Annotated in this window: 28 protein-coding genes and 2 rRNA genes; 29 read left to right on the top strand and 1 reads right to left on the bottom strand. The window is 44.0% G+C overall.

Going from position 1 to position 22261, the window contains the following annotated elements; genetic code table 11:
* The 13 genes from QY97_RS12290 to rsmI form a co-directional block, all read left to right on the top strand.
* Positions 1 to 90 (top strand): 23S ribosomal RNA (locus tag QY97_RS12290); the annotation flags it as partial.
* Positions 91 to 299: 209 nt separating this feature from the next.
* A 5S ribosomal RNA gene (gene rrf / locus QY97_RS12285) occupies positions 300 to 416 on the top strand.
* Between the two features lie 154 nt (positions 417 to 570).
* Positions 571 to 744 (top strand): sigma factor G inhibitor Gin, encoded by a 174-nt coding sequence (locus tag QY97_RS19980; RefSeq protein WP_083965864.1) that lies wholly within the window; start codon positions 571 to 573, stop codon positions 742 to 744.
* 57 nt (positions 745 to 801) lie between these two features.
* On the top strand, positions 802 to 2235 hold the full coding sequence (locus tag QY97_RS12275) for an aminotransferase class I/II-fold pyridoxal phosphate-dependent enzyme (RefSeq protein ID WP_039234799.1): 1434 nt from the start codon (positions 802 to 804) through the stop codon (positions 2233 to 2235).
* 18 nt (positions 2236 to 2253) lie between these two features.
* Positions 2254 to 2895, top strand: coding sequence for a dTMP kinase (gene tmk / locus QY97_RS12270; protein ID WP_039234796.1), 642 nt, complete (start codon positions 2254 to 2256; stop codon positions 2893 to 2895).
* Positions 2896 to 3002: 107 nt separating this feature from the next.
* Positions 3003 to 3332 carry a cyclic-di-AMP receptor gene (locus QY97_RS12265; RefSeq protein WP_039234793.1) on the top strand — a complete coding sequence of 110 codons (330 nt, stop codon included), beginning with the start codon at positions 3003 to 3005 and terminating at the stop codon, positions 3330 to 3332.
* 14 nt (positions 3333 to 3346) lie between these two features.
* Positions 3347 to 3790: a YaaR family protein gene (locus QY97_RS12260; RefSeq protein WP_039234790.1), complete on the top strand. Its 444-nt coding sequence runs from the start codon at positions 3347 to 3349 to the stop codon at positions 3788 to 3790.
* Positions 3791 to 3802: 12 nt separating this feature from the next.
* Entirely contained in the window at positions 3803 to 4801 is a 999-nt protein-coding gene (gene holB, locus QY97_RS12255) for a DNA polymerase III subunit delta' (RefSeq protein WP_099098558.1), read from the top strand.
* Positions 4794 to 5624, top strand: coding sequence for a PSP1 domain-containing protein (locus QY97_RS12250; RefSeq protein ID WP_039234788.1), 831 nt, complete (start codon positions 4794 to 4796; stop codon positions 5622 to 5624). The genes holB and QY97_RS12250 overlap by 8 nt, the downstream gene beginning before the upstream one ends.
* Before the next feature lie 13 nt (positions 5625 to 5637).
* Complete coding sequence (yabA, locus tag QY97_RS12245; RefSeq protein WP_039234784.1) at positions 5638 to 6006, top strand: DNA replication initiation control protein YabA; 369 nt, start codon at positions 5638 to 5640, stop codon at positions 6004 to 6006.
* Positions 6007 to 6137: 131 nt separating this feature from the next.
* Positions 6138 to 6884: a tRNA1(Val) (adenine(37)-N6)-methyltransferase gene (locus tag QY97_RS12240; RefSeq protein WP_039234781.1), complete on the top strand. Its 747-nt coding sequence runs from the start codon at positions 6138 to 6140 to the stop codon at positions 6882 to 6884.
* Complete coding sequence (locus tag QY97_RS12235) at positions 6868 to 7158, top strand: GIY-YIG nuclease family protein (protein ID WP_039234779.1); 291 nt, start codon at positions 6868 to 6870, stop codon at positions 7156 to 7158. Before QY97_RS12240 ends, QY97_RS12235 begins: the two co-directional genes overlap by 17 nt.
* Positions 7136 to 8017: a 16S rRNA (cytidine(1402)-2'-O)-methyltransferase gene (rsmI, locus tag QY97_RS12230; RefSeq protein ID WP_039234806.1), complete on the top strand. Its 882-nt coding sequence runs from the start codon at positions 7136 to 7138 to the stop codon at positions 8015 to 8017. Before QY97_RS12235 ends, rsmI begins: the two co-directional genes overlap by 23 nt.
* A 132-nt stretch (positions 8018 to 8149) precedes the next feature.
* Here the strand turns inward: rsmI and QY97_RS12225 are convergent, their stop codons facing one another.
* Positions 8150 to 8434 (bottom strand): AbrB/MazE/SpoVT family DNA-binding domain-containing protein, encoded by a 285-nt coding sequence (locus QY97_RS12225; protein WP_039234777.1) that lies wholly within the window; start codon positions 8432 to 8434, stop codon positions 8150 to 8152.
* Positions 8435 to 8916: 482 nt separating this feature from the next.
* On the opposite strand from QY97_RS12225, the gene metG reads away from it, so the two are divergent.
* The 16 genes from metG (at position 8917) to QY97_RS12145 (ending at position 22252) form a co-directional block, all read left to right on the top strand.
* Positions 8917 to 10887, top strand: a complete 1971-nt coding sequence (gene metG / locus QY97_RS12220) for a methionine--tRNA ligase (protein ID WP_039234775.1) — start codon at positions 8917 to 8919, stop codon at positions 10885 to 10887.
* 89 nt (positions 10888 to 10976) lie between these two features.
* Positions 10977 to 11747: a TatD family hydrolase gene (locus tag QY97_RS12215; RefSeq protein WP_039234772.1), complete on the top strand. Its 771-nt coding sequence runs from the start codon at positions 10977 to 10979 to the stop codon at positions 11745 to 11747.
* A 5-nt stretch (positions 11748 to 11752) separates the two neighbouring features.
* Positions 11753 to 12310 (top strand): ribonuclease M5, encoded by a 558-nt coding sequence (rnmV, locus tag QY97_RS12210; RefSeq protein ID WP_039234769.1) that lies wholly within the window; start codon positions 11753 to 11755, stop codon positions 12308 to 12310.
* Complete coding sequence (gene rsmA, locus QY97_RS12205) at positions 12307 to 13194, top strand: 16S rRNA (adenine(1518)-N(6)/adenine(1519)-N(6))-dimethyltransferase RsmA (RefSeq protein WP_039234766.1); 888 nt, start codon at positions 12307 to 12309, stop codon at positions 13192 to 13194. Before rnmV ends, rsmA begins: the two co-directional genes overlap by 4 nt.
* 120 nt (positions 13195 to 13314) lie before the next feature.
* The gene (yabG, locus tag QY97_RS12200; protein ID WP_039234763.1) at positions 13315 to 14205 is read left to right on the top strand and encodes a sporulation peptidase YabG; all 891 of its coding nucleotides are present in this window, start codon (positions 13315 to 13317) and stop codon (positions 14203 to 14205) included.
* 174 nt (positions 14206 to 14379) lie between these two features.
* Positions 14380 to 14634, top strand: coding sequence for a biofilm formation stimulator Veg (gene veg / locus QY97_RS12195; RefSeq protein ID WP_039234761.1), 255 nt, complete (start codon positions 14380 to 14382; stop codon positions 14632 to 14634).
* 155 nt (positions 14635 to 14789) lie between these two features.
* Positions 14790 to 14966, top strand: coding sequence for a small, acid-soluble spore protein, alpha/beta type (locus QY97_RS12190; RefSeq protein ID WP_039234758.1), 177 nt, complete (start codon positions 14790 to 14792; stop codon positions 14964 to 14966).
* 246 nt (positions 14967 to 15212) lie between these two features.
* On the top strand, positions 15213 to 16082 hold the full coding sequence (ispE, locus tag QY97_RS12185) for a 4-(cytidine 5'-diphospho)-2-C-methyl-D-erythritol kinase (RefSeq protein ID WP_039234755.1): 870 nt from the start codon (positions 15213 to 15215) through the stop codon (positions 16080 to 16082).
* A 65-nt stretch (positions 16083 to 16147) separates the two neighbouring features.
* Positions 16148 to 16981: a pur operon repressor gene (gene purR / locus QY97_RS12180; protein ID WP_039234752.1), complete on the top strand. Its 834-nt coding sequence runs from the start codon at positions 16148 to 16150 to the stop codon at positions 16979 to 16981.
* Between the two features lie 12 nt (positions 16982 to 16993).
* Complete coding sequence (locus QY97_RS12175; protein WP_039234749.1) at positions 16994 to 17368, top strand: RidA family protein; 375 nt, start codon at positions 16994 to 16996, stop codon at positions 17366 to 17368.
* A 229-nt stretch (positions 17369 to 17597) separates the two neighbouring features.
* Positions 17598 to 17891 carry a septation regulator SpoVG gene (gene spoVG, locus QY97_RS12170; RefSeq protein WP_039234746.1) on the top strand — a complete coding sequence of 98 codons (294 nt, stop codon included), beginning with the start codon at positions 17598 to 17600 and terminating at the stop codon, positions 17889 to 17891.
* A 189-nt stretch (positions 17892 to 18080) separates the two neighbouring features.
* Complete coding sequence (glmU, locus tag QY97_RS12165) at positions 18081 to 19454, top strand: bifunctional UDP-N-acetylglucosamine diphosphorylase/glucosamine-1-phosphate N-acetyltransferase GlmU (RefSeq protein ID WP_039234737.1); 1374 nt, start codon at positions 18081 to 18083, stop codon at positions 19452 to 19454.
* A 16-nt stretch (positions 19455 to 19470) separates the two neighbouring features.
* Positions 19471 to 20430 carry a ribose-phosphate diphosphokinase gene (locus tag QY97_RS12160; protein ID WP_039234736.1) on the top strand — a complete coding sequence of 320 codons (960 nt, stop codon included), beginning with the start codon at positions 19471 to 19473 and terminating at the stop codon, positions 20428 to 20430.
* A gap of 160 nt (positions 20431 to 20590) precedes the next feature.
* Positions 20591 to 21241 carry a 50S ribosomal protein L25/general stress protein Ctc gene (locus QY97_RS12155; protein WP_039234734.1) on the top strand — a complete coding sequence of 217 codons (651 nt, stop codon included), beginning with the start codon at positions 20591 to 20593 and terminating at the stop codon, positions 21239 to 21241.
* Positions 21242 to 21387: 146 nt separating this feature from the next.
* A complete protein-coding gene (gene pth, locus QY97_RS12150) occupies positions 21388 to 21954 on the top strand; it encodes an aminoacyl-tRNA hydrolase (RefSeq protein WP_039234732.1) in 567 nt (188 codons plus the stop codon).
* Positions 21955 to 22021: 67 nt separating this feature from the next.
* On the top strand, positions 22022 to 22252 hold the full coding sequence (locus tag QY97_RS12145) for an anti-sigma-F factor Fin family protein (protein ID WP_039234730.1): 231 nt from the start codon (positions 22022 to 22024) through the stop codon (positions 22250 to 22252).
* Positions 22253 to 22261: the final 9 nt, after the last annotated feature.

The following is a 22261-nucleotide window of genomic DNA, read 5'->3' as shown; positions in this document are numbered from 1 at the left end:
CCCTGAAAGATGATCAGGTAGATAGGTTCGAGGTGGAAGCGTGGCGACACGTGGAGCTGACGAATACTAATCGATCGAGGACTTATCCTAATCAGAAAAGCAGAGGCGACTGCATAGACACGACAAGCAAATGTTTGGACGCTGGAGAGGCGCTAAGCCTTGGAAGCGGACGGTTATTTGACTCGAGTGTCGAGGAGCCGGAGCTGGACAACACACAACAAAATGGCAAGGTATTGCCGGTTACTTCCCAAGCATATTATCCAGTTTTGAAAGAACAACGTTCTTTCAACCTTATACAGTCTGGCGGCTATAGCGAAGAGGCCACACCCGTTCCCATCCCGAACACGGAAGTTAAGCTCTTCAGCGCCGATGGTAGTTGGGGGGCTTCCCCCTGTGAGAGTAGGACGCTGCCAGGCACCTGACAAGAACAGTCTTTGGACTGTTCTTTTTTTATATTTCCATAGTGTAGTAATTCTCATTTCTCTCTTCTATCTTAGAAGCCTATTTTTCTCACTAGATTCGTATATTTTTTTTTCAGGAGGACATACTAGCTTTTAGGAGGTGGAGAGAATGAAAGAGTGTATTGTTTGTGAGGAAGAGAAGAAGGAAGGTATGTATATTTGTTCGTCGTTTGTCTGTAAGGAGTGTGAACAGGAAATGGTGAATACTGAGCCGGAAGAAAGTAGATATAAGGAGTTTGTTAAGAAATTAAGAAAGATTCGTAAGCCTTCTGTTTTTTCGTGATCCTGGCAAAATAGTATGTTAGGCTAGGAGAAACATATACGAAAGGCAGAGAGTCAAGTGAATCAAAAGCATATACCTATTGTTCAAGCTTTGCAGGCACATGAAAGAAAACAGCCGCTGTCCTTTCATGTGCCTGGCCACAAATATGGACAGCTACAGGTGTTTGAACAGCTTCCTGAATTTCAATCTTTCCTCCAATATGACGTGACCGAGATCACAGGTATGGACGATTTTCACTCTCCTGAAGGCTGCATTTTAGAGGCGCAGCAGCTTTTGACAGACTTGTACGGAACGAGAAAAAGCTATTTCCTAGTAAATGGAAGTACCGTTGGAAATTTGGCTATGGTGATGGCAGTTTGTCAGGAGGGAGATACCGTACTCGTTCAGCGCAATTGCCATAAGTCTATTATTCATGCATTGAAGCTGGCGAAGCTGCGCCCTGTTTTTGTTGGAACAGCTGAAGACGAACGAACGGAAACTGCAGGCGGGGTGGAATTGGAAACCATCCAACAGGCCTACCGCTGCTATGGTTCTGTCAAGGCGCTTATTTTAACGTATCCAACGTATTATGGCGGCGCGGCTTCATTGCAGGAAATCATTGAATGGGCCAAGAAAAATGGCTCATTTGTGTTAGTTGATGAAGCACATGGTCCTCACTTTATTTTGCCAAAGCCTTTTCCGGAAAGTGCGCTCGTCATGGGAGCAGACATTGTAGTTCACTCTGCTCATAAAATGTTGCCTGCCATGACAATGGGGGCTTATCTCCATGTTCAGTCGGAAGCTGTGCCATTGGAGGAGTTGGAATTTTATTTGCAGGTGCTTCAATCCAGCAGCCCTTCTTATCCTATTATGGCCTCTCTGGATATAGCTCGTGCATACTTGGCGAGCATAACAGAAGCAGATATCCTCTTCACTGTAAAGATGAGAGACAAAGCAGCAGCTCTTTTCCATGAAAAACAGATAGATACCGTGTTTCCTGACGATCCTTTAAAGCTTGTGCTGCGAAAAAAGGGCTACACTGGCTATGAGCTTCAAGCCAAGTTAGAGGAATCAGGAATTTATACAGAGCTGGCCGATCCGTTACAGGTGTTATGCACATTCCCTTTATTGAAAGAAGGAGAGTGCGAGTTCATGAATCAGCTAGAAACGAAGCTGGAAATATGCAGGTTAGAAGAGAGATATATGCCTCTTTCTTCTATAAAGCTGCCAGTTTATCAGGAGGGGCTGATAGAGCTTGCGTTACCCTATGAGCTGCAAGTGCATTGTCCCACAGAATGGGTGACACTTCAGGAAGCAGCTGGCCGGGTAGTAGCTGAAACGATCATTCCCTATCCGCCGGGTATTCCGTTTATAATGAAAGGAGAACGGATGACAGCGAGACAAGCTGGTGTACTTAGAGAACTCCTTACCCAGCCTATACATATTCAAGGAGGGGAACAGCTCAGTAAGGGAAAGCTGGCAGTCTTTTCTGAGGCACAATCTAATGGATGAAATATTGTGGAGGGTCATATGAAAAAAGGATGGTTTATTACAATTGAAGGACCGGAGGGAGCCGGCAAGACGAGCATCATGAGTAAGCTGGCAGAAGGTTTGAGAAAGGAAGGCCTGGCTGTTACAGCTACCAGGGAACCAGGAGGAATTGCGATCGCTGAACAGATACGTGAAGTGATCCTGAATAAGGAGAATACAACGATGGATGGCCGCACAGAAGCCCTGCTTTATGCAGCAGCGAGGCGGCAGCACCTCGTAGAAAAAATCAAACCGGCGATTGAGCGAGGAGAAGTGGTGCTGTGTGACCGCTTCATTGATAGCTCTCTTTCTTATCAAGGGCATGCTCGAGGGCTTGGAATGGAAGACGTGTATGAAATAAACCAATTTGCGATTGATGAATTTATGCCTGACTTAACCCTATTATTTGATGTCCGGCCTGAAGTGGGGCTGGCGCGCATTCAAGCCCACCGAAGTGGAGAGATTAATCGATTGGACTTAGAGGGGCTTGCTTTTCATGAGAAGGTAAGAGAAGGCTATTTACACTTGCTGGGCAAGTTCCCGAGCCGAATCAAGCGGATTGATGCGGAAGCGGATATGGAACAGGTATACGAGGACAGCTTAAAGCTTATCATGGAGAGGGTGACCGGCTCTGTGCGGTAAAAAAGAATCCTGATTAGGGTTCTTTTTTACTAATCATTTATGTACAATTCAAAAAATGCGTTTTTTCTTGTTATAATAGTAAGAGGAACATAGAGGGAGGAGTAAGGATGAAGTTAATATTAGCTGTTGTGCAGGACCAGGACAGCCAACGTTTGTCTCAGGCTTTAATTGACAATAATTTCAGAGCAACGAAGCTTGCTACTACAGGGGGCTTCCTGAAGGCGGGAAACACTACGTTCATCATTGGAACAGATGACATTCGCCTTGAACATGCACTTAATATCATAAAGGATAACTGCCAATCACGCGATCAAGTTGTGGCGCCTGTGTCACCGATGGGAGGAAACGCAGATTCTTACGTTCCTTACCCTGTAGAAGTTCCTGTAGGCGGAGCTACTGTCTTTGTGTTGCCAGTTGAACAATTCCATCAATTTTAATAGAGGATATGATGATGAAAATCCGAAAAGACAATAATATTAGGATGAATCAGCACCGGATTACGGATGAGAAGCCTCAAACAGCCAAACCCTCTGCCTTTAGTGAAGCGCTTAAAGCGAAGAATAGCGAATGGAAAAGGCAGGATTTAACCAAACTGTTAACAAGTATCGAAGAGGCAGGAGAGAGGCTGGCCCGCTCACGCCAGTTCCAGGATGTCGTCAAATATAAAACACTTGTTCGTCAATTTATGAAAGAAGCGGTTGATGCGGGATTAAGCATGAAAAATGCCCATACTTGGAATCAGTTCGGGGAAGGGCGAAAGCTTACGATTATTGAAATGCTAGATGAGGAATTAGTTCATCTCGCAGCAGAGGTGACGAATAAAGAAAAAACAACCATCGATTTACTTAAGAGAATTGGAGAAATCGAAGGGTTGATCATCAATTTATACACATAAGCGGGGATGACATTGACCGACACATGGAAAGAGTTAAGTGAACTGCAGCCTGTAGTGCTCAAAATGTTGAAGAATAGCTTAGAGAAGAATAGAGTGGCTCATGCTTACTTGTTGGAAGGCGACCCGGGAACAGGCAAGAAGAAAGCGGCCCTGCATTTTGCCAAAAGTCTGCTTTGTGAAGGAGAGGAGCCGCCGTGTGGAAACTGCCGAAACTGCCGCAGGATTGATCACGGGAATCACCCGGATGTGCATGTGATTGAACCGGACGGTGCGTCCATTAAAAAGCAGCAAATTGCTTTACTGCAACAGGAATTCAGCAAGGCAGCCGTGGAGGCCGACCGGAAAATTTATATTATTGAGCATGCGGATAAAATGACAGCCAGTGCAGCTAACAGCTTGTTAAAGTTTTTAGAAGAGCCTGCATCGGATACAACCGCATTACTTTTAACCGAGCAGTATCAGCGAATGCTCCCAACGATTATCTCCCGTTGCCAGCTGCTTTCCTTTAAGCCTCTGTCTCCATCCATTTTAAAAGATCAGCTGATCGGAGAAGGCATTTCTATTCCAATGGCTTCCCTTGTATCCAATCTGACCAATAACCTTGAAGAAGCGCTTCGTCTCAGCCGCGAAGAGTGGTTTGCACAGTCGCGTAGAATAGTGTTAAAATTACATGAAGTGCTTCAAAAACAGTCACTAGAAGCAATGGTAAAGTTACAGGAAGACTTCAACAGTCATTTCAAAGATAAACAACAGGTCAATCTTGCGCTGGATCTTTTGTTGTTGCTTTTTAAGGACTTAATGATGGTACAAACGGGAAAGGAACAGGATTTAGCTTTCCCGGATCAGCTGGCTTTGCTGAAAAACCAAGCTCTGCATTCATCCGCCGGGAGGACAGCAGAGCAGATTACGGCTATTTTGGAAGCAAAGCGTAGGCTGGAGTCCAATATGAATCCACAGCTGCTAATGGAGCAGCTTGTGCTAAAGTTGCAGGGGGGTCCATCCTTTGTATGATGTAGTAGGAGTACGCTTTAAAAAAGCGGGTAAAATATATTATTTCGATCCAATGGACTTAGGGGTTCAAAAGAGTGATCACGTTATTGTTGAAACAGCCAGAGGAATCGAGCATGGAGAAGTCGTCGTGGGACCGAAAAAGGTGGAAGAAGATGATGTTGTTCTCCCTCTAAAGAAGATCATTCGTAAAGTGGATCAGAAGGATCGGTTAATTATAGAGGAAAACAGGTCAGCTGCTGAGGAAGCCTTTGATATTTGCTGTGAAAAAATTGCCGAGCACAAATTAGAGATGAAGCTTGTAGATGTGGAATACACCTTTGACCGAAATAAAGTTATCTTCTATTTTACGGCGGACGGGCGAGTGGATTTCCGGGAACTGGTAAAGGATTTAGCCTCTGTGTTTCGTACGAGAATTGAGCTTCGGCAAATTGGGGTCCGGGATGAAGCAAAGATGCTTGGCGGCATTGGGCCGTGTGGCAGAATGCTATGCTGCTCCACGTTCCTAGGAGACTTTGAGCCGGTTTCAATCAAAATGGCTAAGGATCAGAACCTTTCGTTAAACCCTACAAAAATTTCGGGATTATGCGGTCGCTTAATGTGCTGCTTGAAGTATGAGAATGATGAATATGAAGAAGCAAAGGCAATTCTTCCCGATGTGGGATCTAAAATCAAGACGCCGAACGGTGCTGGGAAAGTCGTCGGCCTAAACATTTTGGAGCGGGTGCTTCAAGTAGAATTATTCGAACAAGAGCGGGTGTTAGAATTCACGATTGAAGAAATCATGAATGCGGAAGATGCCTTGTCAGCACAAGCCACAGAGTAGTGGGGTGGAACGAGTGGATAAAAAAGAGTTTTTAGAGGCAATTCGCGACATGGAACAACAAATCAGCCAATTATCCAACCGACTCGTCGCATTAAAAACGAATTTGGCTGATATGGTGGAGGAAAACCACTTTTTACAATTAGAGAACGAACACTTGAGACAGCGGCTGGAGGAGCTGAATGCTTCCCGCAGCCGTGCTGCCCAGAAGAAGAACAAAAAAAATTCTAGCGCAGGCTCTTCACAGCTGATGGATATTGGCGAAGGGTACGACAATCTAGCGAGACTTTATCAAGAAGGGTTTCATATTTGCAACATCCATTTTGGCAGCCCAAGAAAAGATGAAGATTGCTTGTTTTGTTTATCATTTTTGAATAAAAAGTAAGACACACCTTGCAGAAAGGCCGGTGCCGGTAATTCTCTTGCTGATCAGCGATATAAAAGCGCAGAATGAGAGAAGGACGGTATGGCCTTTCTTTTTTGTGTGAGTGGAAATCAAATAGGAGGACAGGCCAGTTGGTGTTATTAAAAGAGGATGAAAGATTGGATTATTTACTGGCGGAGGAGCTGAGAATTATTCAAAGCCCATCCGTCTTTGCTTTTTCTTTAGATGCAGTGCTATTGGCTAGATTTGCTTATCTCCCGCTGAAAAAAGGATCCATCGTCGATTTATGCTCAGGAAACGGCGTTGTGCCGTTATTAATGAGTGCGAAAACAAGGGTGCCTATTATTGGCGTGGAAATCCAGGAGCGGCTTCATGATATGGCGGTGAGGAGTATAGAGTATAACAAGCTAGAGCATCAAATTACCATGATACATGGTGATTTAAAGGAGGCACCTGCTCAGCTTGGTTACGAAAAGCACAGTGTGGTGACCTGCAATCCGCCGTATTTTACCACGCCGTCTGATAAAGAAATCAATCCGAATGAGCACCTAGCCATTGCGCGCCATGAAATCTTTTGTACGCTGGAGGATTGTATCCGCTCAAGCAGCCAGCTTCTAAAGCAGGGAGGAAAAGCGGCATTCGTCCATCGGCCGGGAAGGCTCTTGGACTTGGTGACGTTAATGAGAAAATACCGTCTGGAGCCAAAGAGGCTGCGCTTCGTTTACCCGAAGAAAGGAAAAGAAGCCAATACGATATTGATCGAAGGAATGAAGGACGGGGCTCCGGATCTAAAAATCCTGCCGCCGCTTTTTGTCTATGATGACCAGGGAGAATATACAGAAGAAGTAAGAGAGATGCTATATGGAAAAGAACAATAACCACTTTTTCTACGTATTGAAATGCCGGGACCAGTCCTTCTATGCCGGCTACACGAACAACCTGGAGCGGAGAATAGCAGCTCATAACGCAGGAAAAGGGGCCAAGTATACGAGAAGCAGGCGGCCGGTGCAGCTGATTCATGCCGAAGTTTTTCCGACTATTACGGAGGCCATGCGGGCGGAGTATGCCTTTAAGCAGTTGACACGTCCACAAAAAATAAAGTATTTGCAGCGGGAGGGGAGCCATTGTGATTGCCAGGCAGAACAGCTTTAAAGAAGAGGAAAGAGGCGCTCTTTATCTGGTGCCTACGCCGATTGGGAACTTAGAGGATATGACTTTTCGCGCGCTCCGCATCATGAAGGAAGCCAATGTCATTGCGGCGGAGGATACACGCAATACAAAGAAGCTTTGTAATTATTTTGAGATTGATACACCTGTAACAAGCTATCATGAACATAACAAAGAAAAAAGCGGCCGACTGTTGCTTGAACGAATGCAAAACGGAGAAATAGTTGCTCTTGTCAGCGATGCAGGGATGCCATCTATTTCGGATCCCGGCTATGAGCTGACGAAAGCGGCTATTGACCGGAATATTCCAGTGGTTCCTTTGCCAGGCGCCAATGCAGCGTTGACTGCTCTGATCGCTTCCGGTCTTGCTCCGCAGCCGTTTTACTTTTTCGGTTTTCTTAGCCGAAATAAGAAGGAAAAGAAGGAGCAGCTGATAGAGTTAAACCGTCTGAAGGACACTTTTATTCTTTACGAGTCTCCCCACCGTTTAAAGGATACATTACGCTTAATGGCAGATATGCTGGGACGAGAGCGCTCCATTGTATTGTGCCGGGAGCTGACAAAGAAATTCGAAGAGTTTTTGCGCGGGACGATCGAGGAAGCATTGGAGTGGGCAGAAGAGGAACAGCTGCTTGGAGAATTTTGTTTAATTATAGAAGGCAACCAGCAGGCAGTATCAACAGAAGAAGAGGAATGGTGGACTTCTTATTCCATCGTGGAGCATGTTAATTATTATATACAAGAGAAGAACCTTTCCTCGAAAGAAGCGATCAAGCAGACGGCCCATGACCGAAAAGTAGGGAAGCGGGAGGTTTATCAGGCTTATCATGTTGACGAAAGCTAAAGGATAGCTTAGTACTGCAAAGCGGCAAAAAAACAGGCGGATTCGTTTATAGATCCGCCTGTTTCCATATAAAAAGCATAAGGACCATTATATCCTCTGCTGAACCGTCATTTAGTTATGAAGCCTCTTCTTTTACTTAATAGCAGAGAAGTGTTGAGAGATTTCTTTCATGAGCTGCTCGGCGCCGTCGCGGCTAAGGATTAATTTTCCGCCAGCAAGCTTAATGTTATCATCAGATACTTCCCCAGTAATGTGACAAGTCATGCTTGGCTTGTATTTCTTCAGGATGATCTTGTCGTCATCTACGTAAATTTCCAAGGCGTCTTTCTCAGCAATATCTAATGTGCGACGCAATTCAATTGGAATAACGACTCTTCCTAGCTCGTCAACCTTACGTACAATCCCAGTTGATTTCATTATATTTTCCTCCTGATCTTTTCATTTATTCTACTATTCTATCATTTATTTATCGTCAATTTTCGACATAATTTTTATTTCTGTTACTATCATACCAGCTCTTACCATAATCGTCAACAAGAAAATGTAATTTTTCTAATAAATGTAAGTTGATTGAGTGTTGATATATCAACGTTTGCTGGCTTTTTCAAATAAAAGGAAGTGAAAAAAAGACGGTATGTCGAATAATTTATAAAAAATGTCGAATTTACTAAAATAGATAGAAAGAAAAGAGTTTATTATTTACAATTGAAGCCAAATAAGAGACAATAAAAGAAGTGTTCTTTTACGGCAATAAGGTATATTTCTTGCATATATTAGCTATAATGTCAGTAATTTCAGTAGAGATTGCCTGCAAAACGAAGCGGCAAACATATAGAGCTCTCAACCATTAGGTGAGGGCTTTTCTACATAAGAGTTAAGGGCTAAGGAGGCTGTGTAACGTGAGTAACGAAAAAAAATCGTTTTATTTAACAACGCCTATTTATTATCCGAGCGGAAATCTGCATATCGGACATGCTTATACGACAGTAGCAGGTGATGCAATGGCCCGCTACAAGCGTCTGCGCGGGTTCGATGTTATGTATTTAACGGGAACAGATGAGCATGGGCAAAAAATTCAGCAAAAAGCAGAAGAAGCTGGAGTAACACCGCAGCAATATGTGGACAGTATTGTTGCTGGTATTCAAGACCTTTGGGGCAAGCTGGATATTTCTTATGATGACTTTATCCGGACTACAGAGACACGACACAAGCAAATTGTCGAGAAGATCTTTAAGCAGCTGCTTGACCAAGGTGATATTTATCTGGGTGAATATGAAGGCTGGTACTGTACGCCATGTGAGTCTTTCTTTACAGAACTGCAGCTTGATAACGGGAACTGCCCGGACTGCGGACGACCGGTGGAGAGAGTGAAGGAGCAATCATACTTCTTCCGTATGAGCAAGTATGCGGACCGCTTGCTGAAATTTTATGAAGAGAATCCAGAATTTATCCAGCCAGAATCACGGAAAAATGAAATGATCAATAACTTCATTAAGCCTGGATTAGAGGATTTGGCTGTATCTCGTACAACGTTCGATTGGGGAATTAAGGTACCGGGTGATCCAAAGCATGTCATCTATGTATGGATTGATGCGTTAACGAACTATATCACTGCTCTTGGATATGGAACGGATCATGACGAGAAATATCAGAAGTACTGGCCAGCGAATGTTCATTTAGTTGGAAAGGAAATTGTACGTTTCCACACTATTTACTGGCCAATCATGCTAATGGCACTCGATTTGCCGCTTCCTAAGAAAGTGTTTGCCCATGGATGGCTATTGATGAAGGACGGGAAAATGTCTAAATCAAAAGGCAACGTAGTGGATCCTGTTACATTGATTGACCGCTATGGCCTGGATGCTCTTCGCTACTACCTGCTTCGTGAAGTACCGTTCGGCTCAGACGGTGTATTTACACCCGAGGGCTTTGTTGAACGCATTAATTATGATTTAGCGAATGATCTGGGCAACCTTCTAAACCGCACAGTAGCGATGATCAATAAATACTTTAATGGCGTGATCCCTTCTTACAAAGGATCAAATAGTGAGTTCGACCAAGATTTGAAACAGATGAATCTAGAAACGGTAGAGCAATACGAGAAAGCAATGGAGAACATGGAGTTCTCAGTTGCTCTGGCTTCTATCTGGCAGCTGATCAGCCGGACGAATAAGTATATTGATGAAACACAGCCGTGGGTGCTGGCAAAGTCTGAAGAGACAGACAAGCTTGGTGATGTCATGGTACATTTAGCTGAGTCGCTGCGCAGAATAGCCGTTCTGCTAAAGCCGTTTTTAACTAAAACCCCATCTGCTATTTTTGAACAATTAAATGTTCAAGAAGAGCAGCTGCAATCATGGGAAAGCCTTGCTCAATTTGGTTCTATACCAGAAGGAGTAGAGGTAGTGAAGAAAGGAACACCGATTTTCCCGCGTCTGGATGTAGAAGAAGAGGTTGCTTACATTAGAGAGAAGATGCAAGGTGCTCCTCAAAAAGAAGAGACAAAGGAAACACCGAAGGAAGAAGTAAAGGTCGAGCTTGAAGAAGAAATCAAAATTGATGACTTCATGAATGTGGACCTGCGCTCTGCAACAGTTATTGAAGCTGAGCGGGTGAAGAAAGCAGATAAACTATTGAAGCTCCAGCTTGATTTAGGCTTTGAAAAGCGTCAGGTAGTGTCCGGCATTGCTGAGCATTATGAGCCTGAGGAGTTGATTGGCCGCAAAGTTATTGTGGTGGCGAACTTGAAGCCTGTGAAGCTGAGAGGAGAGTTATCTCAAGGAATGATTCTTGCGGGTAAATCAGAGGATGGCACACTATCTCTAGCCTCCGTAGATGATAGCCTGCCGAATGGCTCACGGATTAAATAAATGATGAAATGGGAAAACATAGAATGTTTCACGTGGAACACTTTGCCAACGGAAACATCTATGTTTTTCTTTTAGGGAGGGTATACGAATTGTTATTTGATACGCATGTGCATTTGAATGCTGAACAATATGATGAAGATGTAAAAGAGGTAATCGAACGGGCGCAGGAAGCTGGTGTAAAGAATATGGTCGTCGTTGGTTTTGACCGCCCAACGATTGAAAAGGCGATCGCATTGGTCGAGGAGTATGACTTCTTGTATGCCAGTGTCGGATGGCACCCTGTAGATGCCATCGATATGACGGATGAAGATCTTGTTTGGATTGAAGAGCTTGCTAGCCATCCAAAGGTGGTAGCACTAGGGGAAATGGGACTTGATTATCACTGGGATAAGTCTCCAAAAGATGTACAAAAAGAAGTGTTCCGCAAGCAGATCCAGCTGGCAAGAAAAGTAAAGCTTCCGATTATTATTCACAATCGGGAAGCGACACAAGACATTGTTGAGGTTTTAAAAGAAGAGAAAGCGGAAGAAGTGGGCGGCATTATGCACTGCTTCAGCGGAAGTGTCGAAACGGCAAGAGAATGTGTTGACATGAACTTTTATATCTCCCTTGGTGGTCCTGTAACATTCAAAAATGCCAAAAAGCCAAAAGAAGTAGCAGAAGCTGTACCTTTGGACAAGCTGCTTATTGAAACAGACTGCCCGTATTTAGCTCCCCATCCATACCGAGGCAAGCGTAACGAGCCGGCTTATGTGAAGCTGGTTGCTGAACAGATTGCCGAATTAAAGGGTGTTTCTTACGAGGAAATTGCTCAAGCTACAACTGAAAACGCCTTTGAGCTTTTCCGAATTCAGCGGTGAGCAGGATGAAGATTAAAGAAATTATTGTGGTGGAAGGCCGGGACGACACGACAGCTATTCAGCGGGCGGTGGAAGCCGATACGATTGAAACAAACGGTTCAGCGGTCCCGCCTTCGGTCATTGAGCAAATTAAGCTGGCCCACGAAAAAAGAGGCGTTATTATTTTTACGGATCCCGATTACCCGGGAGAGCGAATTCGTCACATCATTTCTCAGCATGTGCCTGACTGTAAACATGCCTTTTTGCCGAAGCATGAAGCCATTGAAAAAAGAGGCAGAGGTGTAGGTGTAGAGCATGCATCAGATGAGGCGATTAGAAGGGCACTAAAGGCCGCACAGCTTGTAGAAGCAGAGGCAACAGAGCATATTACAAAAGAAGACCTTATAGACGCTGGACTAATTGGCGGTGCTAAAGCGCGAGAGCGGAGAGAGAAGCTTGGTGAGAAGCTGAAGATTGGTTATACAAACGGCAAACAGCTGCACAAACGGCTGATCATGTTTCAGATCACACAGGAGCAATTTGCCCGTGCATTAACAGAAGTGTTACAGGAGGAAAAGAAATGAAAGATATTGCTACTCCGACGCGAACGAAAGAAATTCTGGAGAAATACGGTTTTTCTTTCAAAAAAAGCCTAGGACAAAACTTCTTGATTGACCCCAATATTCTTCACAGAATTACCAATACAGCCGAATTAGGAAAAGATACAGGCGTGATCGAAATTGGCCCAGGGATTGGCGCGCTCACAGAGCATTTAGCTCGAACGGCTGGAAAAGTGGTAGCTTTTGAAATTGACCAGCGGCTCCTGCCCATCTTGGAAGATACGCTCTCCCCGTATGACAATGTGAAGGTCATTCATAAAGATGTGTTAAAGGCTGATGTAAAACAGATCGTTCAAGAGGAGTTTGCCGGCTTTTCCCGGTTAATGATTGTGGCAAACCTGCCTTACTATGTCACGACCCCGATTATTATGAAGCTTCTAGAAGAGAAAGTGCCGTTCGAAGGGATGGTCATTATGCTGCAGAAGGAAGTGGCTGACCGTATTTCAGCGCGCCCCGGAACGAAAGAGTACGGTTCACTTTCCATTGCCATTCAGTATTACACAGAAGCAGAGGTGGCATTCATCGTGCCAAAAACTGTCTTCATGCCGCAGCCGAATGTAGATTCTGCTGTCATTCAATTAACGAGAAGAAACACTCCTGCTGTTCAAGTGAAAAGTGAAGAATTCTTTTTTACGGTGACACGCGCCTCTTTTGCCCAGCGTCGAAAAACCATATTGAACAATTTAACGAGCCAGCTTTCAGAGGGGAAAGAAAAGAAAGAGAGCATTGTCCAAGCTTTGAATGAAGCAGAGATTGCTCCTTCTAGAAGAGGTGAGTCCTTGTCATTGGAGGAGTTCGCTCGTTTATCTGATGCGCTTTATCCTGCCTTTTCCTCATCCGTCCAATAAATGTTGGGCGGATTTTTTTAGTTTATCAATCATCTACATAAAATCTTGAATTTCGATTCCCGTATTCTCTCTTCGATGCATAGAATACATAGAAGAGTAAAAAGTAACGGGGATGATCATATGACAATCCGTATTGATTCAATTGTGAGCCGCCCGTCTTATGGCAACGATATTTTATTCCGGGTGACAGATATTAAAGAAACCGATGAAGGAAAAATAGCGATTTTGTCAGGGGAGGAGTATCGCTTGATAGCAGATGCCCCTTTTTCTGATTTAATCGAAGTAAAGCCAGAAGAACAGGAACGGATGATGCGCGCTACTAAAAAGAAAGAAGAACAATCCCTGCATCTATTTAGACAGGAGCTTGAGCTCATCCGGGAAAAGCAGGAATACCGGGCGACGAACGGATATCGCACAGAGAATGACGTCTTTCAAATCCCCGGAAGAGTGCTGCACATGGACGGCGACTCAAATTATTTAAAAAAGTGCCTGGATGCCTATGAGAAGATTGGACTTCCAGTTTACGGAGTGCATTGCCAGGAAGAGGAGATGCCAAAAAAGATCGGGGCCCTCCTTGAGGAGTACCGGCCGGATATCCTGATCATTACCGGGCATGATTCTTATTCAAAGACCAAAGGAAACAAGGAGGATCTCGAGGCGTATCGTCACTCCAAGTATTTTGTCCAGACGGTGCGGCTGGCAAGAAGGAAATTCTCTCATCTAGATCAGTTGGTCATCTTTGCAGGGGCCTGTCAATCCCACTTCGAATCATTAATCCGGGCAGGGGCTAATTTCGCCAGTTCCCCTTCCCGGGTCAATATTCATGCTCTAGACCCAGTCTATATCTCAGCTAAAATCGGATTTACGCCGTTTAATGAAATGGTAGACGTTCGGGAAGTGCTGAGGAATACGTTAACAGGGGGGAAAGGCTTGGGAGGGATAGAGACAAAGGGAGTGCTTCGCTTAGGGATGCCCTTTCAGCCCCCTATTGAAGAAGAAGAGAAAGCTTGAAGAAAGAGTTGTCATGATTATAGATATATTGGGCATGCTAAAGGTATGGTGAAAAAAGCAAGATTTTGTAGAACAAAATTTATTGACAAGAGGGCTTTTTCACTGATAAAATATTTTGTTTGCTTGACTAAGTTCGAAAAGTGTGTTACTATAAGAACAGTGAGGTGTAAGCGGATGCCAAAAACATTAGCCGATATCAAAAAGTCTCTTGATTCAAACCTAGGAAAAAGACTCTTGTTAAAAGCAAACGGAGGACGCCGCAAAACCATTGAACGTAGCGGGGTGCTGGCTGAAACCTATCAAGCTGTCTTCGTCGTCGAGTTAGACCAAGACGAGAATGCATTTGAAAGAGTTTCGTACAGCTATGCGGATGTTCTAACGGAAACAGTTGAATTAACATTTGAAGATACAGCAGAGAATGCAGTGTGAGCCGGCAGTAAACGATCGTGTTTACTGCTTTTTATATGAGCCACATTTTATTCAGCAGCCTGCTTGTCTTTGATAGAGCGCTTTTCTTATTATTTCCTTTCATTCTTTTAAGCAGGCTGGATAAGCTATGAATGGCGGCAAAAGGGGGACTTCGAATGGGCAGAAGAAGAGGAATCATGTCTGACCAGTTAAAAGAAGAGCTTGCGAAAGAGTTAGGGTTTTATGACACCGTGCAACGGGAAGGCTGGGGCGGCATTACCGCTCGTGATGCGGGCAACATGGTAAAGCGTGCGATTGAGCTGGCAGAAAATCAACTCGTTAACAAGCGTTAATCCTTTAGAAATGTCTTACAAAAAGCCGCCAAAGAGCCGGAAGAAATTCCGGCTCTTTTTTTGTCTTATTTTAGCCAATGAGGACAGGTTTAAAGTTGTGAAATAGGAAAGCTCCTTATAAACTAATAAAGACCGGAAACTGGCCCGGTCTTTTTTCTTACATGCGAGTGCATCATATTGACAAATCGCATTTAACTTTATGATAAAATAAGCTAAACTGTAATGCGCGCAAAGTAGGTGTTTATTGTGAAGATAATGATCAAAGCGCCGGCAAAAATTAATTTAACGCTAGATGTGTTGCACAAGCGGCCGGATGGCTATCACGAAGTAGAAATGATTATGACGACAGTTGACCTGGCTGATCGGATAGAATTAGAAGAGCTTCGGAAAGATGAAATTAGAGTAGTTTCTCATAACCGGTTTGTTCCAGATGACAGCCGGAACTTGGCGTACCAGGCAGCTAAGCTGCTAAAAGAACGGTATGGCATCCGCTCAGGAGTAGAAATCGGCATTCAAAAGGTGATTCCTGTGGCGGCTGGCTTAGCGGGCGGCAGCAGTGATGCAGCGGCTACATTAAAAGGCTTGAATAAGCTATGGCAGCTTGGATTAAGTGTAGATGAGCTGGCTGAGCTCGGATCTGAAATTGGCTCAGATGTATCCTTTTGTGTATATGGCGGAACCGCTCTAGCTAAAGGAAGAGGAGAAAAGATTAAGCTTCTGCCGCCGCCGCCGAATTGCTGGGTTGTTCTTGCTAAGCCGACGATTGGCGTTTCCACGGCAGAAGTCTACAAAAATTTAAAGCTGGATGGCTTGAAGCATCCGAACACGGAAAAAATGGTTGAAGCCATTGAAACAGGAGATTATCAGCAAATGTGTCGTAACCTTGGAAACGTGCTTGAATCGGTAACATTGAAAATGTATCCGGAAGTGGCACAGATCAAGGAGCAAATGGAGCGCTTTGGAGCGGATGCCGTCTTGATGAGCGGCAGTGGACCTACCGTTTTCGGACTTATTCAATACGACTCAAGAATGCATCGTGTGTATAACGGATTAAAGGGGTTCTGCGATCAAGTATATGCGGTACGCCTGCTCGGAGATGGAATTCCGGTTGAATAAAACCGTATGTTAGGTTATATTTAATAATAAATATTCGGTTTTTCTCTTCAGGAGGGCAATCAAGCATGAAATTTCGTCGAAGTGAACGATTAATAGACATAACTCACTATTTACTAGAACACCCCCGCCAGCTCGTTCCTTTAACGTTTTTTGCTGAACGTTATGGATCAGCAAAATCTTCAATTAGTGAAGACTTGGCTATTGTGAAAGAAACCTTTGAACAGAGGGGCATTGGAACGCTTCAGACCGTGCCTGGAGCTGCAGGAGGCGTAAAGTACTTTCCGCGAGTGAATGAACATGAAGCAAGACAATTCATTGCGAATCTCTGTGACCAGCTGGAAAATCCCGAAAGGCTTTTGCCGGGCGAATACCTGTATATCATGGATTTACTGGGGAACCCGCAAATTGTCCACCAAGTCGGTAAGCTCATTGCTTCTGCTTATGCAGGAGCAGAAATTGACGCGGTGATGACAGTGGCAACAAAAGGGATTCCAATTGCTCATGCGATTGCCGCCCATCTGAATGTGCCGGTCGTTGTGGTTAGAAGAGATAGCAAAGTGACAGAAGGGCCAACTGTAAGCATTAATTATGTGTCCGGCTCAACCAAGCGCATCCAGACAATGGTATTGGCAAAGCGCAGCTTGAAGGAAGGCTCCAAAGTGCTGCTTGTTGATGATTTTATGAAAGCAGGCGGTACGATCAACGGTATGATCAGCCTGCTGGCTGAATTTAATGCAACGGTAGCAGGCATTGCTGTTTTAGTGGAGGCAGAATATAATGAGGAGAGATTGGTAGAAGATTACATATCTCTTATGAAGCTGAAGGATGTGGATATCCGTCAGTCTGCCATCAAAGTAGTAGAGGGAAATTATTTTACTAAAAACATTTCATTTTTGTAGGGGGAGAAGAGAATGAGAGTAGTATCAACGAATAAAGCACCAGCTGCTATCGGCCCATATTCACAGGGGATTATCGTTAATAACATGTTTTACAGCTCCGGACAAATTCCTCTAACACCAGAAGGAGAACTAGTAGCGGGGGATGTAAGAGAACAGACTCATCAAGTGTTCAGTAATCTCCAGGCTGTCTTAGCAGAAGCGGGTGCTTCTCTTGATACGGTAGTCAAGGCGACGGTTTTCATCGCTGACATGGAAGAGTTCGGCATCATTAACGAGATTTATGCAGAGTATTTCGGAGATCACAAACCGGCACGTTCTTGTGTAGAAGTGGCGAGACTTCCGAAAGACGTGAAAATTGAAGTGGAAGTCGTTGCTTTAGTAAAGTAAAGCTCGTTCTTTTTTCGGTAGGCACCTGTCAGAAATTGCAGGTGCTTTTTTCATGCTTTCCTGCTAAAATAAAGGTGAATTGTATGAAATAAGAAGATTATCCTCAAATAGGAAAAAATGTTTAGCAAAGTAAAATTTATTATATTTTTTCTCAAAAAAATGAAGGAATATTTGAAAAATTGTTGAATAGGATACGTAGGCTTTTATTAGGGAAAAGGGGTGAACAGAAATGGAAGTAACTGATGTGAGATTGAGACGTGTCAACACAGATGGACGTATGAGAGCCATTGCTTCTATTACACTGGACAGCGAGTTTGTTATCCATGATATCCGTGTAATTGATGGGAATAATGGTTTATTCGTAGCAATGCCTAGCAAGCGTACGCCGGATGGCGAGTTCCGCGATATCGCTCATCCAATCAACTCTAATACACGCGGGAAGATCCAAGATGCTGTTTTAACAGAATATCACCGCTTAGGAGAATTGGAAGAAGTTGAATTAGAAGAAGCTGGAGCTTCCTGATCCTAAAATACAACAAGAGCCTACTTCTTATGTAAGGCTCTTTTTTTTGCCTAAAACCACTTTTTTCCTTCCCTGCTTTTTTCCTTTTCCCATCACGTGACAATAATTTGACGTTTTTTAATCATCTTGAAATGCGCCCTTTTTTAAGATATATTCAATTAAGGACAAAAGGTTATAGGAGGACCTCCAATGACGAATATTTACGCTGTTATTCTTGCAGCAGGAAAAGGTACTCGTATGAAATCAAAGCTTTACAAGGTACTGCATCCTGTTTGTGGAAAACCAATGGTAGAACACGTAATTGATCACATTTCTTCTTTACATACAGCTCAAATTGTCACTATCGTTGGCCATGGAGCAGAGAAGGTCAAAGGCTATCTTGAAGGAAAGAGTGAGTTTGCTTTACAGGAGGAGCAGCTTGGAACAGCCCATGCAGTCATGCAGGCAGAAGCACTTCTTGGCGAAAAAGAAGGCTGTACTCTTGTGGTGTGCGGCGATACTCCGCTCATTAAGCCGTCCACGATGGAAGCGCTTGTGAAGTATCATGAAGAGCAGCAAGCCAAAGCGACGATTTTAACAGCTTATGCCGATCAGCCTGACGGATACGGAAGAATTATCCGCGGCGAAGATGGCATGGTAGAGAAGATCGTGGAGCATAAGGATGCTACAGAAGAAGAGCGGCAAGTAAAGGAAATTAATACCGGCACTTACTGCTTCGATAACCGTTACTTATTCGATACATTAAAGAAAGTATCAAATGACAATGCTCAGGGAGAATATTATTTACCGGATGTTATTGAAATATTAAAGAAAGCCGGGGAGACGGTAGCAGCCTATCAAACCGATGATTTCAATGAGACATTAGGAGTAAATGACCGTGTGGCTTTAAGCCAGGCGGAAACAATCATGCGCCGTCGCATTAATGAGCAGCATATGCGTAATGGTGTCACGATTATCAGTCCAGAAAATACATTTATCGGACCAGATGTGTCCATCGGCTCCGATACAGTGATTCATCCGGGAACGGTTCTAAAAGGCCGTACGGTGATCGGTTCAGAATGTGAAATTGGGCCAAATAGTGAAATTGATAACTGTCAAATCGGTGATGAAACTGTGGTTCGCCACTCTGTAGCAGCGGATAGCGAGGTCGGTTCACGTGTAGCGATCGGTCCATTTGCCCATATTCGTCCAGCTTCTGCAATCGGTGATGAAGCAAAGATCGGCAATTTCGTAGAGGTGAAGAAAACGACCTTTGGAAAGGGCAGCAAAGCTTCTCATTTAAGCTATATTGGCGATGCTGAAGTAGGAAGCGGTGTGAATCTTGGCTGTGGTTCGATTACAGTAAATTATGACGGAAAGAACAAAGCGTTGACAAAGATTGAAGACGATGCATTCATCGGCTGCAACTCTAACCTTATTGCCCCGGTGACAATTGGAAAAGGAGCATATGTAGCAGCCGGCTCAACTATTACAGATGATGTACCGGGAAATGCTTTATCGGTGGCTCGTGCCCGTCAAGTCAACAAAGAGAATTACGTAGAGAACTTAAATTCGAAAAAATAAAAGCGGGGGTCCATTCATGCCTAACCAGTACGTAGATCCAAAGTTAAAACTTTTTTCTTTAAACTCTAATCGCAAACTCGCAGAAGAGATCGCAGAGATTATTGGAGTAGAGTTAGGAAAGTGTTCTGTTAAGCGATTTAGCGATGGAGAAATTCAAATTAACATTGAAGAGAGCATCCGTGGCTGTGATGTGTATGTCGTTCAATCCACGAGCGCACCAGTCAATGAAAATCTGATGGAGCTCTTGATCATGATTGACGCGTTAAAGCGTGCTTCTGCGAAGACTATTAATATTGTGATCCCTTATTACGGCTATGCACGGCAGGACCGTAAGGCGCGGGCGCGCGAGCCGATTACATCTAAGCTTGTTGCGAACCTGTTGCAAACGGCAGGTGCTACACGTGTGATCACACTTGATTTACATGCGCCGCAAATTCAAGGCTTCTTCGATATCCCAATCGATCACTTAATGGCTGAGCCTATTCTGTCTAATTACTTTAACAAGAAGAATTTCAATGGAGATGACGTAGTCATCGTTTCTCCAGACCATGGAGGCGTGACGCGTGCGCGCAAGATGGCGGATCGCTTGAAAGCCCCGATTGCGATCATTGACAAACGCCGTCCAAGACCAAATGTCGCTGAAGTGATGAACATTATCGGAAACATTGAAGGCAAAACAGCTATTCTAATCGATGATATCATTGATACAGCCGGCACGATTACTTTAGCTGCAAGCGCTCTAGTCGAAAATGGAGCGAAAGAAGTGTATGCTTGCTGTACACACCCTGTGCTCTCCGGTCCAGCGATTGAGCGTATTGATAACTCCAATATTAAAGAGCTTGTCGTTACCAACTCAATTGCTTTAATTGAAGACAAAAGAATTGAAAAAATCACTGAGCTGTCTGTTGCTCCACTTATCGGTGAAGCGATTATCCGCGTTCATGAACAGCAATCAGTCAGCACACTGTTCGATTAATGTAGAAAAGGCCTCTTAAGGGGCCTTTTTTTATTGAAAGCAGCAGAACCTTCCTTCTTGGTCGTTTGACGTTTAAATGTCTAAAAAAACGGGAATGTATAGAGAAGACAAAAATATATAGACAACAACTGCAAATGTATAAGAAGGTGAGGTTCTCTCAATGAGTACAGTACTTGAAACAAAAAAGCGTAACGATTTTCAACGGTCAGCTAAAACCCAACTAAGAGAAGAAGGTTTATTTCCTGCTGTTGTATACGGAAAAGGTACAGACCCCGAAGCAATCGCTGTGAGTGAAAGCGATTTTTTAAAGACGATTAAGGAAGTAGGGCGTAATGGCGTCATTTCTCTGAATGTTGGCGGAAACAAGCACAATGTCATTCTTCATGACTACCAGGAAGATCCAATTAAAGGACAAATTATTCACGCGGATTTCCTAGCTGTTGACTTATCCTCTGAGGTTACCGTAGATGCTCGGGTAGATCTGGAGGGAGAAGCAGCCGGCACGAAAGAAGGAGGCGTCATTCAGCAGCCGCTGTTTACTATGTCAGTAACAGCGAAAGTCAGCGAAGCACCGGATGCTGTTGCGGTTGATGTATCTTCTTTAGGTATCGGTGACAGCTTAACGGTTGGTGATATTCGCGATCGTTATTCCTTCACGATTGAACACGAGGATGAGGAGGTCATTGTGTCTGTTCTTGCTCCAACTTTAGAAGCAGAAGACAGTGGCACAGAGGAAGAAGAAGCAGACGAGGCAGAAGCGGATACTCCAGAAACAGAAGAGGACACAGAAAACACAGAGGGCAAGGAATAAGAAGGAGCAAGAGACCGGCTTGGAAAGAGATTTTCAAGCTGGTTTCTTTTTGCAGTTATAAGGAAAGAAGAATTCGCCGTACAAATTCTGATCGATGTACGTTATACTTAATCTAATGAACACTTGAAGAACCTGAGGTGCAAAATATGAAATTAATCGTTGGTCTTGGAAATCCTGGCGCCAAGTATGAAGGAACGCGGCATAATATCGGCTTCGAGGTTATTGATGAGCTAGCAGATCGCTTCCAATCACCGCTTGCAGAATCGAAGCATAAAGGGATCTATACGATGATCCGAAAAGGTGCTGAAAAAGCCATTCTGCTTAAGCCGCTTACATACATGAATCTATCAGGAGAAAGCATTGGCGAGGTTGTGCGTTATTACAATATAGAGCCTGAGGATGTGCTGGTTATTTACGATGACCTTGATTTGCCGGCGGGCAGAATTCGCCTTCGTCAAAAAGGGAGTGCAGGCGGACACAATGGAATGAAGTCTACCATTCAGCACCTCGGCACAGAAGCGTTTAACCGGATCCGTATTGGTATTGATCGTCCCGCTCCACCGCAGAAGGTTGTAGATTATGTTCTCGGAAAGTTTACACCGGAAGAGCGCGGGAAATTGGATGAAGCCGTCGTCAAAAGTGCAGATGCAGTAGAGTCTTGGCTTGAAAAACCTTTTCTAGAAGTGATGAACGAGTACAACATCCAATCGTGAATAAATTATCTGTTCTTTGTCCACACTATCGGTAGTAATGGATAGCCGGCAGAGAAGGAGGACGCATATGTCTATTAAATACATTTGCCGTCATTGTAAAATGAGGGTGGGAAGTGTAGAGTCACCAGCTGTTTCCGCTCAGCAGCTTGGTTTCCACGCGTTAACCGAGGATGAAAGAGCAGAAATGGTACAATACGATCAAGAGGGTAATATAACGATTAAGACCATCTGTGAGGACTGTCAGGAATCACTGCAGCAAAATCCCGATTTTCATCAATATGATTATTTTATACACTAAAGAGCTTTG

This window comes from Bacillus thermotolerans (genome assembly GCF_000812025.2).
Taxonomy (GTDB): domain Bacteria; phylum Bacillota; class Bacilli; order Bacillales; family Domibacillaceae; genus Quasibacillus; species Quasibacillus thermotolerans.
Note: the sequence above shows the minus strand (reverse complement) of the source record. Positions and strands in the feature narration are given on the sequence as shown.